Source organism: Microbacterium pumilum (assembly GCF_039530225.1).
Taxonomy (GTDB): Bacteria; Actinomycetota; Actinomycetes; order Actinomycetales; family Microbacteriaceae; genus Microbacterium; species Microbacterium pumilum.
The window spans coordinates 1,745,730-1,760,507 of sequence record NZ_BAAAOH010000001.1 but is presented as its reverse complement, the minus strand read 5'-3'; the positions used below and the strand labels follow the sequence as shown (position 1 = coordinate 1,760,507).

The following is a 14,778-nucleotide window of genomic DNA, read 5'->3' as shown; positions in this document are numbered from 1 at the left end:
TCCGCCTAGACCGTGAGCCAGCGCGCGAACGTCTTGATCATGTCGGTGCTGACGACGTCGGGCACGACATGCCCTTGGTTGTGCCACATGAGACTGGTCTCGGCCGCGACGGGGTCGGCCTTCTCGACGAGCGCCTGACCGTGCTGGGCGGGTGGGACGATGAAGTCGGCCTGCGAGACGACCGCACGGATGCGGCTGCCGGTCCATGCGGACTGCGGCAGACGGGCGGGATTGCTCGCGGCCACGAGGGCGGGGTCGTTGTCGTACACCGGGCCGATGCGGCCGGGATCGCGTGCGTACAGATCCTCCATGTCGTAGGTCCCATTGGCCAGGTAGATGCCCTTGGCCTTGGGAACCATGCCCGTGCCGTACGCGCCCGTCAAGAGCGATCCCCCACCGGAGTTGGCGCGCAGGAAGCTGGTGCCGATGTTGAAGTAGCTGTTCAGGTAGGTGACGGCGCTCTTCTGGTAAGCCGCCGCCGCATTGTTCGTCCACAGGCTGCCGCCGTACAGCGGGCACACGCACACCCAGCCCTTGTCGACGGCGAGCATCGCGCTGTACTTGTAGACGTTCGACAGCGACGTGTGAGTGCTCCCGTTGGAGTGGTAGTACCAGACCATCGTCACGGCCGGACTGGACTTGAAGGGCTTCGCGGTGTGCGGCACGAACAGTCGGATGGTGTCGCCCTTGTAGACGACGTCGATCTCTTCGTACTTCTTCTTGCCGACGGTCGTGGTCTGCGTGTCGAGCCTGCTGGTCTCGTACGGCAGCAGCGGCACAGCGGTGTAGCTGGGCGCCGCGAACGCAGAACTCAACGGCATCACGGCCGCCGCGGCGCCCAGCGCCGAGCCCAGCAGCAACGTCCTGCGGCTGAGCCGCGGACCCGTCACGGATCCGAATGCTGCCGCGTTGACGTCGTCGGTACTGCTCATGTTTCGGGGCCTTCCACAGTTGAGGTTAAGAGCGTCTCCCCAGGCGACGCTGCCTGCCCATCCAGACTATGCGGCTGCATAAGCCGCATCCGCCAGTTCGAACGTTCGTAACGAAGTGTTTACGACGGATGTAGGGGCGCCCGCGTCAGCCCGCACGATGAGCGGAATCGGCCAATCGCCGGTCCGCTGACACGACATCGCGGAATACGTCGGAGTAGGCGTCCGTCACCCGCTTCCAATCACGCTCGGCAAGGTCCGGCGCACCGGCTGAGCGCGCGCGCGCGGCCAGCAGGGCCGCCTGGATGTGCTCGAGCTCGAGGGATCCGTCGTACTGCAGCACCCAGCCGGGGCCGACCTCCTGTGCGATGGCCTCGTTGACCTCTGAGCGCGGCACGAGCGCGGGCCGACCCAGCGACAGCGTCACCAGCAGCGTGCCCGAGTTGTGCATCTCGGAGTACGGCAGCACGACGATCTCCGCCGCGGTGACCTCCTGCACGAGCTCGTCATCGTCCACGAACCGGAGGATCGCGGTGATCCGCGGGTCACGGTCGACCGCTTCGAGGATCGTGCGGCCGAGGTCGGCTTCGACGACGCGTCCGACGAGCCGAAGGCTCGCCGCGGAGTCGTTCCACTCCTCGAAGACGTCGATCAGTCGATCGACGCCCTTGTAGCGGCGCATCAGCCCGAAGTTGAGCACACGGCTGCTGAGCATCTCGGCCCGCGGATGTGCGCCGAACCGGTCCACGTAGTGCCCGTGCAGGATCGTCGCTCCGGGGCGTCCGGCAGGCAGCTCGGTCACCCGGTTGATTCGCACGAAGAAGGCGGTCTGAGCGTCGAGTCGCTGCAACAGCCGTCGATCGATCGCGGACGCACCCTCGTGCGGATGGACATTGTGCAGGGTGCGCACGATCGGGATGCCGTGTGCCTTCAGGCGTCGCAGCAGACGGGCGAAGCGGATGCGGTTGAGCCACCGCCGAGGGGCGGACGAGCCCGTGAGCAGGGCGTCGGGCCAGTGGACGTGGAAGACGTCGTAGTCGGCCTTCAGCGCGGCATCCCAGGAGAAGAAGAGAAAACGGAGGTCGGAGGGCTGCTCGTGGAGCAGCTGATCGACGTACTTCGTCGTGCCATCGGGGGCGGACGTGGACTGCATGACGGTGATCATGGATCGACCTCAGGCCTTCGCCGGCTGCGGAACGGGCGTGGCGCCGAGACCCGCTCGCAGTGCTCGGAGCTGTTCTCGACCCATCTCGACGGCGACGCGGACACGGCCGCGCGCCTCATCCGTGGTATCGACCAGGGCAGGGTCCGCATCGGCCGTTCGCACGGAGACGCCGGTGAGGCCGACGACGTCGAAGTGGCGCGCTGCCTTGTCTGCGCCGTCATCCGCGAGACCGAGCGGGATCGCCCCTTCCGTCGCCCCCATCACGAGGGCGTGCAGCCGGTCACTGATGACGATGGAGGAGTGGCGGTACACGTCGCGCACGACCTCCTCCTGCACCGTGTGGGAGATTCCTGCCGGCATCTCGATCAGCTGCGCGCCGAGTCGCTCGCCGACCTCGCGCATGAGCGGAGTGTCCACCTCGACCTGAGACACCGCGAGCAGTTCGAGTTCCTTCGCGTCGGCGAGCGCGGTCACGGCGGTGAACCACTCATCGCCGGGAATCGGCCGGTCGCCGCGCAGAGTGACCGCGAGGTAGCCCCGATCCGCGTCTGTCGCAGGAGACGCGGAGACGTCCCCCTCGAGGAATGCCCAGTCCGCAGCGACCTCGCCGAGTCCGGTCCACTGACGAGACCGCGCGTCACGCCAGCTCACCCGGCCCACGGCTCGCAGCAGGGGGGTGAGCAGTGGCGACCATCTCCCCTTCGACCGCATGCTCACGCCCAGCATGAGCGACGTGCCGCCCGAGCGGGCGGCCGCGCGCAGCATCGGCAGCGAGGCGGCCAGATCCTGGGTGTAGAAGCGCGAGAACTGCATCTCGCCGGCGTTGAAGGCGTACGTCGTCGGCACGGCACGGGCACTGGCCTTGAAGGCTGCGCGCCACTCCGCGTCGGAGCGGTAGATGACGTCGTCTTCGATAACGCCGAGTCCGTCGATGTACCCTTCCGGCATCTGCCGAACCAGCAGATGTGCTCGGCCCATGCCGCGCAGCGCGTCGATGTACGCGCGCCGCAGCACGCTGTCACCGACATTCATGGCCTGCCCGGTCACCCGGACGAACACTGCGGGACGAAGATTTCGGTCGTTCATACGTGGGATGCTCCGTTTGGTGTGGCCGATCGTCGTCCTCATAGTAAAGAACGACCGTGAGACCGGCTTGTGACGTGCGGGTTAAGTTCTGCCACAACGGACATGGTTGCCCGAAGTGGCTGGCTATGATCGGGAAAGACGCGAGGGGAAGCGTCGGATCCCACGATGGCGATGCTCCGATGCGATCGATAATCCTGGGGGACGGCATGACACACGAATTCGCAGCCGATGCGGCCGGTGGCGATGACTGAGCCCTCGCTCGGCGCATCCGCGTCTCGGGGTGCCGCAGTCACCGCGGGAGCGCAGATATTCCGAATCGGAATTCAGCTCGCCGGGATCGTCATCCTCGCCCGGCTCGTGACGCCGTACGACTACGGCATGATCACGATGATCCTCGCGATCATCGGGATCGGCGAAGTGCTGCGCGACTTCGGGCTGGCGCAGGCCTCGATCCAGGCCCGGACGATCACTCGCGGCCAGCAGAGCAACCTGTTCTGGACGAACACCGGTGTGGGACTCGTCCTGACCATCGTGACGATCGGGCTGTCATGGGCGATCGCCGCCTTCTACGGCACTCCCGGCCTGCAGCCCCTCACCGTGGTGCTCGCGTCGACGTTCCTGCTGCGCGGCATGACGACCCAATTCATGGCGCACATGGCCCGAAATCTGCGATTCGGCAGGCTGTCGACCGCCGAGACGGTGGGGCAGCTCGTGGCCCTCGGCGTCGCCATCGTCATGGCGCTGATGGGCTTCGGCGCTTGGGCGCTCGTCGCACAGCAGGTCGCGCAGGCCGCTTTCACCCTCGTGATCATGGTCATGCTGGCGCAGTGGCTCCCCGGCTGGATCGACCGACACGCGACGATCCGTCCCTTTCTCCGCTACGGGGTGGGTGTGGCGGGTTCGCAGCTGCTCAGCTATGCGAGCAGGAACGTCGACTCCGTGGTGATCGGCGCTCGATTCGGTGCCACCCCACTCGGTCTGTACAACCGTGCGTTCCAGCTGATGATGCTTCCGCTGAGCCAGATCAACGCCCCTGCCACGCGTGTCGCGGTGCCTGTGCTGTCCCGGCTGCAGGACGAGCGCAAGCGCTTCGCGCAGTTCATCCTCCTCGGCCAGTTCGCCACGCTTCTCCTGGTCGGCAGCATCACCGCGATCTGCATCTCGCAGGCATACCCCGTGATCCTGGTCTTCCTCGGCCCGGAATGGCTCGACGCCGCTCCCCTCTTCCAGATCCTCGCGGTCGGCGGCATCTTCCAGGCCGTCAGCTACGCCAGCTACTGGGTGTTCCTGGCGAAAGGGCTGACGAAGCAGAACTTCTACTACGCGCTCGTGACACGCCCGATCATGATCGGGGTCATCCTGCTCGGCTCGATGTGGGGGGTCGAAGGAGTCGCCTGGGCGTACTCGCTGTCACTCGCCGTGTTCTGGCCGGTCAGTCTGATCTGGCTGAGTCGCATCAGCGACGCACCCGCACGAGAGATGTTTCTCACGGGTCTGGGGGGCGTCGCGATCACGGCTGCGGCCACCGCGGCCGCCTGGGGGTCTTCGCTGCTCATCCCCGAGGGTCTTTCGCTGGTGCGCATCGCCGTCGGAATCGTCGTCACGCTTGCGACGATCGCGCTGATCGCCCTCATCTTCCCGCCGGTGCGTCGGCAGATGGTCGGACTGCTCGAACTGCGCCGCCACTTCCGCCGGTCGACGGCGGCATCCGACTCGACAGCGGATCCGCTCGCGGACGCTCCGCTGCCTGCCGATGTGACGCGAGACCCGGCAGCATGACCGACCCCCGCGCCGCTCCCGGCATCCCCGAGCATCTCGTCCCAGAGCGTCCCATCGTCGTGCAGCTGTCGCTGCGACCGCCGGATGGCACGACCCAATTCGTCGACCTTCTCCTCGAGGGAGCACCCGAGGCCGTCGACTATCGCTTCTTCTCCTGGAAGTCGGCCCTGCTGGGTCGCTATGACGTGCTGCACGTCCACTGGCCGGAGCTCATGATCCGCGACAGCGCCTCCCGCCTGCGCGCCTTCGTGAAGCGCCGGCTGCTCGATCTGCTGCTCGTGAAAGTGCGGATGAGGTCGATTCCGGTCGTGCGGACGTTCCACAATCCGCGGCCGCACGAGAAGGGCACCCCCGCCGAGACTCGATCGCTCGATCGTTTCGACCGCGCCACCACGCTCTTCATCGTGCTTGACGGGCATGTCCGGCCCGCCGGCCGTGTCGAGGTGACCACGATCGCGCACGGTCACTACATCGAGGCGTTCCGCCGCTATGCGCGGCCGCCGCGGGTGGAGGGCCGTGTGCTCTACTTCGGCATCATCCGCCCCTACAAGAACGTCGAGGCACTCACTGCCGCCTTCCGCGAACTCCCGGATCAAGGTCTTTCGCTTCATGTGGTCGGAGACCCGCACCCCGGCCAGCGCGCAGCCCTGGAGGCATCCGCCCTCGCCGACCCGCGCATCGCGCTCGATCTGCGGTACGTCGACGACGAGGCACTCGTACGAGAGGTGAGCGAGGCGAGTCTCGTGGTGCTGCCCTATGTCGAGATGAAGAACTCCGGCGCCCTCCTGGTCGCGCTGTCGCTCGGAACCCCTGCGCTGGTCTCGTCATCCCCGATCAACGACGCGATCGCGGCGGAAGTGGGTCGCGAATGGGTGCGCACCTACGACGGCCCTCTGACAGCCGGCATACTCGCCGCCCACCTCGCGGCCGTCTCCGGCTCACCGCCGCCGGCCCCGCCGGAGCTCAGCGGTCGCGACTGGTCGACGATCGGCGCTGCGCATCTGGCCGCCTATCGCCGGGCGATGGACCTGGCCGCGTCACGGACGGGGGCCGAAGAGCCCCCCGTCCGTGCGGGATAGCCGCCGCAGAACCCTAGGTGCCGGGGAGCCAGGCGAATCCGTTCAGCGCCCCACCCGTGTCGTACAGGGTGTGGGCGACCGCACCGGCCGGCACCGACAGGTGCGCCTCCGCGGTCGTCGACGTTGCGGAGTATCGACGGATCTGCAGTTCCTGTGGGCCGCCGACCGTCGAGATGACGAGCTTGATCGTGCCGGTCACGGCCGCCGCAACGGGCGTGTACGTCGTCCACGGGGTCTCGGTGCCGTCCGGCAGCACGCCGCGGCAGCGATACCGTGTGCCCGAACCGGCCAGTGAGCCGACGAACGCGTCGGTGGACACCGCCAGGGCGACCACCGGAGCCGTTGCGACGGTGTTCTGGCTCTCGATCGTCGTGCGCGCCGCCCATCCCGACCCCGGATTGCGCAGGATGAAGCTCCCGCCGGCGATGACCGCCGAGCTTGCTGCGACGGCGGCCGCGATGGTGCCGACACCGGTGATGTCGGGTCCGATGGACGGGTTCCACACGCCGCCGACCTTGCGCACGCTCACCGCGGATGTCAGCGATCGCGCCTCGAACTTCGTGCCGGCGATCGTCTTGTCGATCGAGACCAGGGCACCCAGTTCGTCGTCGGTGTCCAGGAGCGCCCGCATCTCGGTGCAGTCGCGGAGGACGACCGACGACGGCGCGGTCCCGGTGTCGGTGATCCGGATCGCCGGCGGCAGTGCGCTGCCCACCGGGCCGCGAGCCAGATACAGCGCGGTGGTGTCGAGGACGACATCGGAGCTGCGGACATCGACGATCGTGTCATTGGCGAGCGGCGTCTCCTGATGCCCACCGCGGATCATGATCGCGGAGCACTGGTCCAGTTCGATGCGTCCCGTGACCGTCGAGACGATCTCGGCACCCCGGCAGTACTTCAGCCGGGCCAATCCGACCGTGGCGTCGGCCTTGCAGCTCTGCATGAGCAGCCCGTCGCCCGAGTTGATCTGTTCGATGAGCGTGGAGGCTGCCGGACCCCCCGCGCGGTTGTGGCACTGGATGAAGACGCTCGCGTCCGAGTAGTCGAACCACGAGAGCAGCGTCCGCCCCGCTTTGAGGATGATGCTCTCGAACTTCGATCCGGTGCGGTTCGCGAAGGAGAGCCCGACGTTCGCACCCGCACCGTCCACCGTGCCGTTGCGCAGCACCATGCTGATCAGCGCACCGGTGTACACGCCTGTCCCCCGCGTAGCCACCGACACATTCACCTTGCCTCCCGCAAGCGCCGAGCGCTTCGTGTTGGGGAAGATCGCCCACTTGGTCGTGGGGTCGCGGTAGAACGCATCGGTCGTGGGCAGGGACTTGCCGAGGAGGAGCGTGGCGCCGTTGAGATCGACGACGTACATCGAGGTGCGATCGGCGTCGTCGAGGAAGACCGGCGAGTTCAGCAGGTAGGTCTTGCCCGTCTGGAAGGGGGGCTGAAGGTTGAGGTCGAAGAATCTCTGCAGCGCCGGGGCGTCGTCGGTCTTGCCGTCGCCGACGAGCACGGGTGCGTCGGCAGCCGCGGCGGGCGAGGCCAAGGATGTGACGGATGCGACCGATGCGACGGTGGTCACTCCGCTGATGGAAAGGGCCTGAAGGAAACGTCGTCGGCTCGACTTCGTGACTGGGATGGCGTCTGGCATGTGCTCGACTCTCTGTGTTGGACGCCACCGGATGCGGATCTCGCCGCATACCCAGCCGGAGACTTCGAATTGATCCCACTATGCCGCCTCGAGCAGCGCAAGTTCACCAGATGCGCAAGACGTAACCGGACGTAATCCCTTGTTCACGCCGAGCCGGCCCTTTTGTGAACGCGGGGTGACGTGTGGTTACGCGCCCGTAAATGTCCTGCTCTCAGTGGGGTGAACCGGCCCGACCGCGGATAGGGTGCAATGGACGGGCTATCGCCAGCGTTGTGCCGGAGCCGTATCCATCGAGAGCGACCGTTCCGCGGCTCCGCTCTCCTGCATCCGCCGGAGTTCTCACGTGAACGCACAGGACAGCACGAAGATCGCCACCGACGACACACCCGACACCGGGGCCAAGTCCCTCATGGTGTGCTCGACGGGTGGTCACCTCACGGAGCTGCTCCGGGTCGAGTCCCGCATGGGAGTCAACCCGGAATCGCTGTGGGTGACCTTCGACACTCCCCAGAGCCGGATGCAGCTGGCCGGCCGCCGAGTCGCCTATCTGCCATACGTGGGGCCGCGTGACCTCAAGGGCACGGCGGCGTCCGTCCCCGTGTTCCGTCGGATCCTTGCACGCGAGCGTTTCGACGCGGCGTTCAGCACCGGTGCGGCGATCGCCACAGCGGCTTTGCCGATGGCGCGGATGCGCGGCATCCCGAGCACCTACATCGAGAGCGTCTGCCGTCTCGCCGGGCCGTCCGCGACAGGCAAGCTGCTGCAGCGCGTGCCGGGCATCGAGCTGCGCACCCAGCACGCCTCCTGGGCGGGGGGCCGCTGGCAGACCCACCCCAGCATCCTGGCGGACTTCCGCAGCGAGCAGCGACCCACGCCCCTCGAGCCGCTGCGGGTGTTCGTGACGCTCGGAACGATCCGCGGCTATCGCTTCGACTCGGTGATCGATGCCTTCCTGGAGACGGGCCTCGCCAATGAGCACACCACGTGGCAGATCGGGGACACCCCCCGCGGCGACGTTCTCCCCGGCTCCGTTCACCACTACCTGTCGCCCGATGAATTCTCGCGGTGCGCCGCCGAAGCCGATGTCGTGATCACTCACGCCGGGGTCGGGACTCTGCTCGAGCTGCTCAACCTCGGCATCTTCCCCGTGCAGGCTGTTCGACGCGCGACGCGCGGAGAGCACGTCGACGATCACCAGCTGGAGATCGCCGATCTGGTGAACGCGAACGGAATCGGGATCGCCGTCGAAGGCCCTCAGCTCAACGAGGCGATCGTCCGGTATGCGGCCACGCGGCGCATCATCGACGGCCAGAAGGTCGCCGACGACCGATTCGCGCGGGCTCAGAGCTGATGGCGGCGGAGCGGAACGTCTTCGCGGTCGGACGCGGTCAGTACGAGAACATCGGCGACATCATCCTCCGGCGACCCCTTCTGGACTGGGCGCGCGAGGGGGGGCGGCTGCACGTCTATGTCGGCAACTCTCCTGACGGCTACGACGAGGCGCTCGGAGTGGGGGATGACGACGTCATCTATCGCTCCCTGCCGAAGTGGTACTCGGCACTGCTGAAGTCCGCGCTGAAGGGCACCGCGAGTTCGATCTACAAGCCGGGTGAGATCCAGCTGACCCTGGTCGGCATGAAGGAGCATCTCGTGATGCTGCCGGCAGCCGCATTGATCCGCGCCCGTGGCGGCTCGGTCAGCCGCATCGGCGTCGGTGCCCGCAACTTCGCCCCCCTCCCGAGAGCGGTCATGTGGCCGTCGAATGCGCTGAGCTCCTACACCCGCTGGCGCGACGACAGCACAGCGGAGTATCTCGGATTCGGGAGCGCGATGCCCGACCTCGGCTACGCCGAGGGACTCTCCGACGCCGATCTCGCTGCCGCGATCGACGACACGAGCCGCGACGTGATGGTGATCTCGTTGCGCGACGACGTCGACGTCGCGCCGCGCCCGTACCCGGATGAAGAATGGTTCGCCGGAATCACCTCCTTCGCCCGCAGCCAGGGGCTGGAGATCTGGGTCGTGACCCAGGTCGCCGTCGACAACGATCGGTCACGACGCCTCGTCAAGGATCTGGGCGCCAACCTGCTCGAGTGGTCGGAGATCGCGGATCATGCGGCACAGGAGGCGCGGCTCCGAGCGCTCTACCGTCGCACGCGCGTCGCCGCCAGCGATCGGCTCCATGTGATCATCGCAGCGTTCACAGAGGGCGCGGCGCCCGTCGGCCTTCAGCTGTACGGCGAGGACAAGGAACAGAAGGTCGTCCGCCATTTCGGCACGATCGGAATCGACGACGTGGCTGTGAACACGTCGGGGATGCCGGCGGCCGAACTCGCCGACAGCCTCGCGAGGATCACCTCCAAGCGCGGCGACATGCTGCGCCGGCTGCTGATCGCGCGCGGCCGTCTCTCCGATGTGCGCGGCGAGCTGATCGCCGTGCTCTCCGATGAGCCGGCCGACACGCTCACCGCGGAGGTCGTTGTTGGCTGAGCACCACCCCCGCGTGTACCACGTCGGCCGTTCTGGCGACATTCCCGGCGGGATGACCCAGGTCATCAACGCCTATCTCGCGTGGCCGTTTCCGCGCGTCGACGTCCAAGTGATCGAGTCGCGCGGCGATCCCGGCGACCATGTGGCGGCGGCGCGAGGCTTCGTGCGCGCTCTTCGAAAGGTGCGCGCCATCGCGCGCTCCGGTGAACAGGCGGTCGTGGTCGTTCACCTCAGCGAACGCGGGTCGTTCGTGCGGGAAGGCTGGGTGGCCCGATATGCCGCCCATCGTGGGCTGCCGGTGATCGCCCACATGCACGGGAGCGAATTCGCCGCGTTCGAACGCCAGAACCGCGCCCTGGTCGGAAAAGTGCTCGCCGCCTCGAGCCGTGTGATCAGTCTGAGCGAAGAGACGAGCGAGATCTGCGCGCGGCACATCGGCGCCGACCGCGTCGAGCTCGTGCCCAACGCGATCCCCGTCGGCGCGGCATCCGAGAAGGAGAAGACCGTCGTCTTCGGCGGCGTCGTATCGCATCGAAAAGGAATCGACGTGCTGCAGGAGGCCTGGCGGCGCGCCGCACCGCCGGAGCCGTGGCGGCTCGTGGTCGCCGGTCCCATCCGCGACGGCCACCTCGTCGACCCTTCGCTTCCGCGCGCCGAGTTCGTCGGCAGCCTCGGCCACGGCGAGCTGATGTCGCTCCTGGACGACGCCGAAGTCGCGGTTCTCCCCTCGAGGGACGAAGCCATGCCGATGTTCATCCTCGAAGCCATGGCGCGGCGCGCCTGCGTGATCTCCACCACCGTCGGCGGCATTCCCGCGGTTCTGTCGGACGGATGCGGCATCCTGGTGTCCGCCGGCTCGGTCGACGAACTCTCGTCGGCGTTGCGGCAGGCGACCACGGACGACGCCGAGCGCCTCGCGATCGCGAACGCCGGTTTCGACAGATTCTCGGAGCGGTTCTCCGCCGACGCGGTTTTCCCTAAAGTGGAATCCATCTGGCTCGCTGCCATGGGGCTGACCACTGACCCCACTGAACCGTCACGAGCCCACGCGCAGGATCTCCGATGACCTCGGAGATCGCGCACCCGACTGAGAGTTCGAGTACCACCATGAAGCTGTCCGTCATCGGCTGCGGCTACCTCGGCGCCGTGCACGCGGCCGCCATGGCGTCGATCGGCCACGACGTCGTCGGAATCGACGTCGACGCGCGCAAGATCGAATCTTTGGCCCAGGGCCACGCCCCCTTCTTCGAGCCCGGCCTGCAGGAGATCCTCACCGCGGGAATCCAGTCCGGGCGGCTCCGATTCACCACCGACATGGCCGCCGCCCAGGGTGCGGCCGTGCATTTCGTCGGCGTGGGCACCCCACAGCAGAAGGACGGCTATGCGGCTGACCTGACGTATGTGAACGCCGCGATCGATGGCCTCCTTCCCTACCTCAGCCCCGGCGATGTCGTCGCGGGCAAGTCGACGGTCCCCGTGGGCACGTCGGCGGAGCTCGCACCCCGCGTGGAGGCGACGGGCGCCACCCTCGTCTGGAATCCCGAATTCCTCCGCGAAGGCTGGGCCGTGCAGGACACCATCGATCCCGATCGACTGGTCGTCGGAGTGACCCCCGGCGCGGACGGTGACAGAGCTGCCGATGTGCTTCGGGCGGTCTACCACCCCGCGGTCGCGAAGGACACGCCCTTCATCGTCACCGACCGCCCGACCGCCGAGCTGGTCAAGGTCGCCGCCAACGCCTTCCTGGCGACGAAGATCTCCTTCATCAACGCGATGGCCGAGATCGCCGAGGTCACAGGGGCCGACGTGACTCAGCTCGCCGACGCGATCGGGCACGATGCGCGCATCGGCCGACGGTTCCTCGGCGCGGGAATCGGCTTCGGCGGCGGCTGTCTTCCCAAGGACATCCGCGCATTCTCGGCCAGGGCCGAGGAGCTCGGACGCGGCGAATCGGTCGGATTCCTGCGCGAAGTCGACGCGATCAATCTCCGGCGCCGCGAGCGCGCGGTGCAGCTGGTCGTCGAATCGCTCGACGGAGCCGTGTACGGCAAGAAGGTCACGGTGCTCGGCGCAGCCTTCAAGCCGCACAGCGACGACATCCGCGACTCCCCGGCGCTCGATGTGGCTGTTCGGCTGCACGGACTCGGGGCCTCGGTCACGGTCACAGATCCCGCCGCGATCGAGAACGCATCACGCGCGCACCCGCAGCTCACGTACGTCGAAGATCGCGACGAGGCGCTCGCGGGAGCCGACGCCGTCATCGTCGTCACCGAATGGGACGAGTACCGCAAGGACCTCGATCCGGTGCAGGCCGCGAGTCTCACTGAGGGGCGGATCGTCATCGACGGACGCAATTGCCTGGATGCCGCGGCCTGGCGCGCGGCGGGCTGGACATACTACGGAATGGGCCGCCCGTAGCGAGGCCCTACGCCAGACGCCGACGAGAAAGGCTCAGCCCGGGAGCTGAGCGTTCTCACGGGAGTCCACTCGCCGCATGCGCCGGCGGGTGACGAGGAGCACCAGCGCGAGTCCGATCCCCGCACCCAGCGAGTTGGCGATGACGTCGCGGATGCTGGCCGTCCGCTCCGCCAGGAACAGAGCCTGCCCGGATTCGATCAGCACGGTCACAGCCAACGCGATCGGCATCACCCACCCGCGTCGGCTCCGTAACGCCAGTGCGAGCAGGATGCCGAGCGGCACGAACAGCAGCACGTTCGCGCCGAACTCGATCACGTCATAGGTGAGCCACGGAACAGCCTCGCTGATCGACCACAGCAGGCCACGGGCGGGCCGATCGACGGGCGTGGGCCAGAACGCGATGAGAATGAGGGCGAGCCCGTATCCGGCGGCGAGGGTGCGCCAGATCCACCGGCGGTGCCGTCCAGTCGCTGCGATCGCCGGCGACGGGGTCGCATCCGACGGCGCCACGTCAGGCGACGTTGCGCGCGGCATCCGCGGGGTGGCTCGCGGTCACAAGGATCGGCAGGTGGTCGCTCAGTCCCTGCGGCAGTGTCCGGACTCGGTCGATGGTGAAGCCGACCGAGGTCGCGAAGTCGTAGTGGCCGCGGAAGAACCGGTAGCGCGTGTAGGTTCGGGAGTCGCTCAGGGTGAGTTCGTACCCCTGCTCGCGCACCTTCTGACCGAGGTTCTCCTTGAAGACGGGGTAGTTGAAGTCGCCGACCATGAGCGCCGGCAGCCCCTCGCCCAACTCGCCGAGTTCCGTCAGCGCTGTTCGGATCTGGTGCCGACGGAGCGAGTTCAACGCGGTCAGGGGCGCGGCGTGGAACGACGCGACGATGATGTCGCGGCGGTCGTCGATGTCGTGCAGCCGGACGCCCAGCATCCTCTCCTCCGCCGGCTTGAGTACGCGATCATGCAGCGACTTCTTCAGTGCGAGCGCGCGCACGTCGACCAGGCGGTAGGTGTTCTCGCGGTAGTAGAGCGCGAGGCCGAGGCGGTTGCGGTTGGTGGAATCCGCTAGCCGGAGGCCCCCGACGTGCTCCGGGATCGCGGTGGTGTCGCACTCCTGCACGCACAGAACATCCGCGCTGTAGCGCTCCACGAGATCGACGAGCTCACGTGCGGCGCGGTGTTTGCGGAGGTTGTACGAGATGACCTTCATGGCGCCCCAGCCTAGGGCGCGCACGTTTCGCGTGGGTATCCGGTTGACGGATGCACAGCGACTCCCTAGCGATCAACCGCAGCTCACTCCCGGTCGCGGCGGTTGCGGGTCTGCTCGGCGCGCTGGGCGAGCAGGTCATCCGCCGGATACCCGACCTGGGTGAGCGTCAGGCCGCGCGCGGCGAGCACCTTCACTTCGGGGACGCGCTCCCCCGTGTCGCGGATGTCCACGAGGTCGGCCGCATCCAGCCTGCCGTCGCCCACCGCGACGCAGGCACCGACGAGAGCGCGCACCATGCTGTGGCAGAACGCGTCGGCCTTGACGTTCGCGACGATCACCCCATCGGCGTCCCGATGCCAGTCGAACTCGAGCAGGGTGCGGATCGTCGTCGCCTCGTCGCGCGGCTTGCAGTACGCCGCGAAATCGTGCAGCCCGATGAGAGAGCGGGCCGCCGCATCCATCACGGTCTCGTCCAGCGACGCACGGACGTTCGTCGTGCGATGTCGCTCGAGGGGGTCGTAGCCCGACGCCCGATCGGCGACACGGTACTCGTACCGGCGCCATACGGCTGAGAAGCGCGCATCGAAGCCCGACGGTGCGAGCGACGATCGGCGCACCGCGACGTCGGGATACGCGCCGACGACACCCGAGATCCGCGCCGCGAGCACGGCGATCGCCTGATCGCTCGCCGAGCCGCCTTCGGCCTCGGAGCCGGCGCGCGAGCGACGTGCGGCGAGCCGTTCCTGCTGGCCGTCGTCCAGATCGATGTGCGCCACCTGGCCTGTGGCGTGCACTCCCGAGTCGGTGCGTCCTGCCACCACGAGTCGCGGGGCGCCGCCGAGCACTCGCGCGAGCGCGTCCTCGAGGGTGCCCTGCACCGTGCGCAAACCCGGCTGGCGAGCCCAGCCGCGGAAGTTCGTGCCGTCGTAGGCGATGTCGAGCCGGATGCGCACGGCCTCAGCCTATTGCCGCGGCATCCATCG

General features: G+C 67.7%; 13 protein-coding genes. 6 read left to right on the top strand and 7 right to left on the bottom strand.

Going from position 1 to position 14,778, the window contains the following annotated elements; all coding sequences use genetic code 11:
* Positions 1–5: 5 nt before the first annotated feature.
* The 3 genes from ABD188_RS07755 to ABD188_RS07745 form a co-directional block, all read right to left on the bottom strand.
* Entirely contained in the window at positions 6–932 is a 927-nt protein-coding gene (locus ABD188_RS07755; RefSeq protein WP_344060143.1) for a hypothetical protein, read from the bottom strand.
* Positions 933–1,077: 145 nt separating this feature from the next.
* Positions 1,078–2,094 (bottom strand): glycosyltransferase family protein, encoded by a 1,017-nt coding sequence (locus tag ABD188_RS07750; RefSeq protein WP_344060141.1) that lies wholly within the window; start codon positions 2,092–2,094, stop codon positions 1,078–1,080.
* Positions 2,095–2,103: 9 nt separating this feature from the next.
* Entirely contained in the window at positions 2,104–3,180 is a 1,077-nt protein-coding gene (locus ABD188_RS07745) for a hypothetical protein (protein WP_344060139.1), read from the bottom strand.
* 243 nt (positions 3,181–3,423) lie between these two features.
* On the opposite strand from ABD188_RS07745, the gene ABD188_RS07740 reads away from it, so the two are divergent.
* Both ABD188_RS07740 and ABD188_RS07735 read left to right on the top strand, forming a co-directional pair.
* Positions 3,424–4,959 (top strand): lipopolysaccharide biosynthesis protein, encoded by a 1,536-nt coding sequence (locus ABD188_RS07740; RefSeq protein WP_344060137.1) that lies wholly within the window; start codon positions 3,424–3,426, stop codon positions 4,957–4,959.
* Positions 4,956–6,038, top strand: a complete 1,083-nt coding sequence (locus tag ABD188_RS07735) for a glycosyltransferase (RefSeq protein WP_344060135.1) — start codon at positions 4,956–4,958, stop codon at positions 6,036–6,038. Before ABD188_RS07740 ends, ABD188_RS07735 begins: the two co-directional genes overlap by 4 nt.
* A gap of 13 nt (positions 6,039–6,051) precedes the next feature.
* On the opposite strand, the gene ABD188_RS07730 is transcribed toward ABD188_RS07735, so the two are convergent.
* Complete coding sequence (locus ABD188_RS07730) at positions 6,052–7,614, bottom strand: hypothetical protein (RefSeq protein WP_344060133.1); 1,563 nt, start codon at positions 7,612–7,614, stop codon at positions 6,052–6,054.
* Positions 7,615–8,026: 412 nt separating this feature from the next.
* Between ABD188_RS07730 and ABD188_RS07725 the strand changes: the two genes are divergently transcribed.
* Genes ABD188_RS07725 through ABD188_RS07710 form a run of 4 tightly spaced genes read left to right on the top strand, consistent with a single transcriptional unit; the run spans position 8,027 to position 12,591 of the window.
* Complete coding sequence (locus tag ABD188_RS07725; protein ID WP_344060131.1) at positions 8,027–9,034, top strand: glycosyltransferase; 1,008 nt, start codon at positions 8,027–8,029, stop codon at positions 9,032–9,034.
* Positions 9,034–10,173: a hypothetical protein gene (locus ABD188_RS07720; protein ID WP_344060129.1), complete on the top strand. Its 1,140-nt coding sequence runs from the start codon at positions 9,034–9,036 to the stop codon at positions 10,171–10,173. Before ABD188_RS07725 ends, ABD188_RS07720 begins: the two co-directional genes overlap by 1 nt.
* A gap of 52 nt (positions 10,174–10,225) precedes the next feature.
* Entirely contained in the window at positions 10,226–11,239 is a 1,014-nt protein-coding gene (locus ABD188_RS07715; RefSeq protein ID WP_344060127.1) for a glycosyltransferase family 4 protein, read from the top strand.
* A 41-nt stretch (positions 11,240–11,280) separates the two neighbouring features.
* Positions 11,281–12,591 (top strand): UDP-glucose dehydrogenase family protein, encoded by a 1,311-nt coding sequence (locus ABD188_RS07710; protein WP_344060125.1) that lies wholly within the window; start codon positions 11,281–11,283, stop codon positions 12,589–12,591.
* A gap of 33 nt (positions 12,592–12,624) precedes the next feature.
* Here ABD188_RS07710 and ABD188_RS07705 read toward each other — a convergent pair whose 3' ends face one another.
* The 3 genes from ABD188_RS07705 to truA all read right to left on the bottom strand — a co-directional run bounded on the left by ABD188_RS07705 (position 12,625) and on the right by truA (position 14,748).
* Positions 12,625–13,125: a VanZ family protein gene (locus ABD188_RS07705; RefSeq protein ID WP_344060124.1), complete on the bottom strand. Its 501-nt coding sequence runs from the start codon at positions 13,123–13,125 to the stop codon at positions 12,625–12,627.
* Positions 13,103–13,795 (bottom strand): endonuclease/exonuclease/phosphatase family protein, encoded by a 693-nt coding sequence (locus ABD188_RS07700; RefSeq protein WP_344060122.1) that lies wholly within the window; start codon positions 13,793–13,795, stop codon positions 13,103–13,105. Before ABD188_RS07700 ends, ABD188_RS07705 begins: the two co-directional genes overlap by 23 nt.
* A gap of 83 nt (positions 13,796–13,878) precedes the next feature.
* Entirely contained in the window at positions 13,879–14,748 is an 870-nt protein-coding gene (truA, locus tag ABD188_RS07695) for a tRNA pseudouridine(38-40) synthase TruA (RefSeq protein WP_344060120.1), read from the bottom strand.
* Between the last annotated feature and the right edge of the window lie 30 nt (positions 14,749–14,778).

Coding starts and splice junctions, on each gene's coding strand:
- ABD188_RS07755 (WP_344060143.1), bottom strand. CDS start 932: ATGAGCAGTACCGACGACGTCAACGCGGCAGCATTCGGATCCGTGACG.
- ABD188_RS07750 (WP_344060141.1), bottom strand. CDS start 2,094: ATGATCACCGTCATGCAGTCCACGTCCGCCCCCGATGGCACGACGAAG.
- ABD188_RS07745 (WP_344060139.1), bottom strand. CDS start 3,180: ATGAACGACCGAAATCTTCGTCCCGCAGTGTTCGTCCGGGTGACCGGG.
- ABD188_RS07740 (WP_344060137.1), top strand. CDS start 3,424: ATGACTGAGCCCTCGCTCGGCGCATCCGCGTCTCGGGGTGCCGCAGTC.
- ABD188_RS07735 (WP_344060135.1), top strand. CDS start 4,956: ATGACCGACCCCCGCGCCGCTCCCGGCATCCCCGAGCATCTCGTCCCA.
- ABD188_RS07720 (WP_344060129.1), top strand. CDS start 9,034: ATGGCGGCGGAGCGGAACGTCTTCGCGGTCGGACGCGGTCAGTACGAG.
- ABD188_RS07715 (WP_344060127.1), top strand. CDS start 10,226: ATGACCCAGGTCATCAACGCCTATCTCGCGTGGCCGTTTCCGCGCGTC.
- ABD188_RS07710 (WP_344060125.1), top strand. CDS start 11,281: ATGAAGCTGTCCGTCATCGGCTGCGGCTACCTCGGCGCCGTGCACGCG.
- ABD188_RS07705 (WP_344060124.1), bottom strand. CDS start 13,125: ATGCCGCGCGCAACGTCGCCTGACGTGGCGCCGTCGGATGCGACCCCG.
- ABD188_RS07700 (WP_344060122.1), bottom strand. CDS start 13,795: ATGAAGGTCATCTCGTACAACCTCCGCAAACACCGCGCCGCACGTGAG.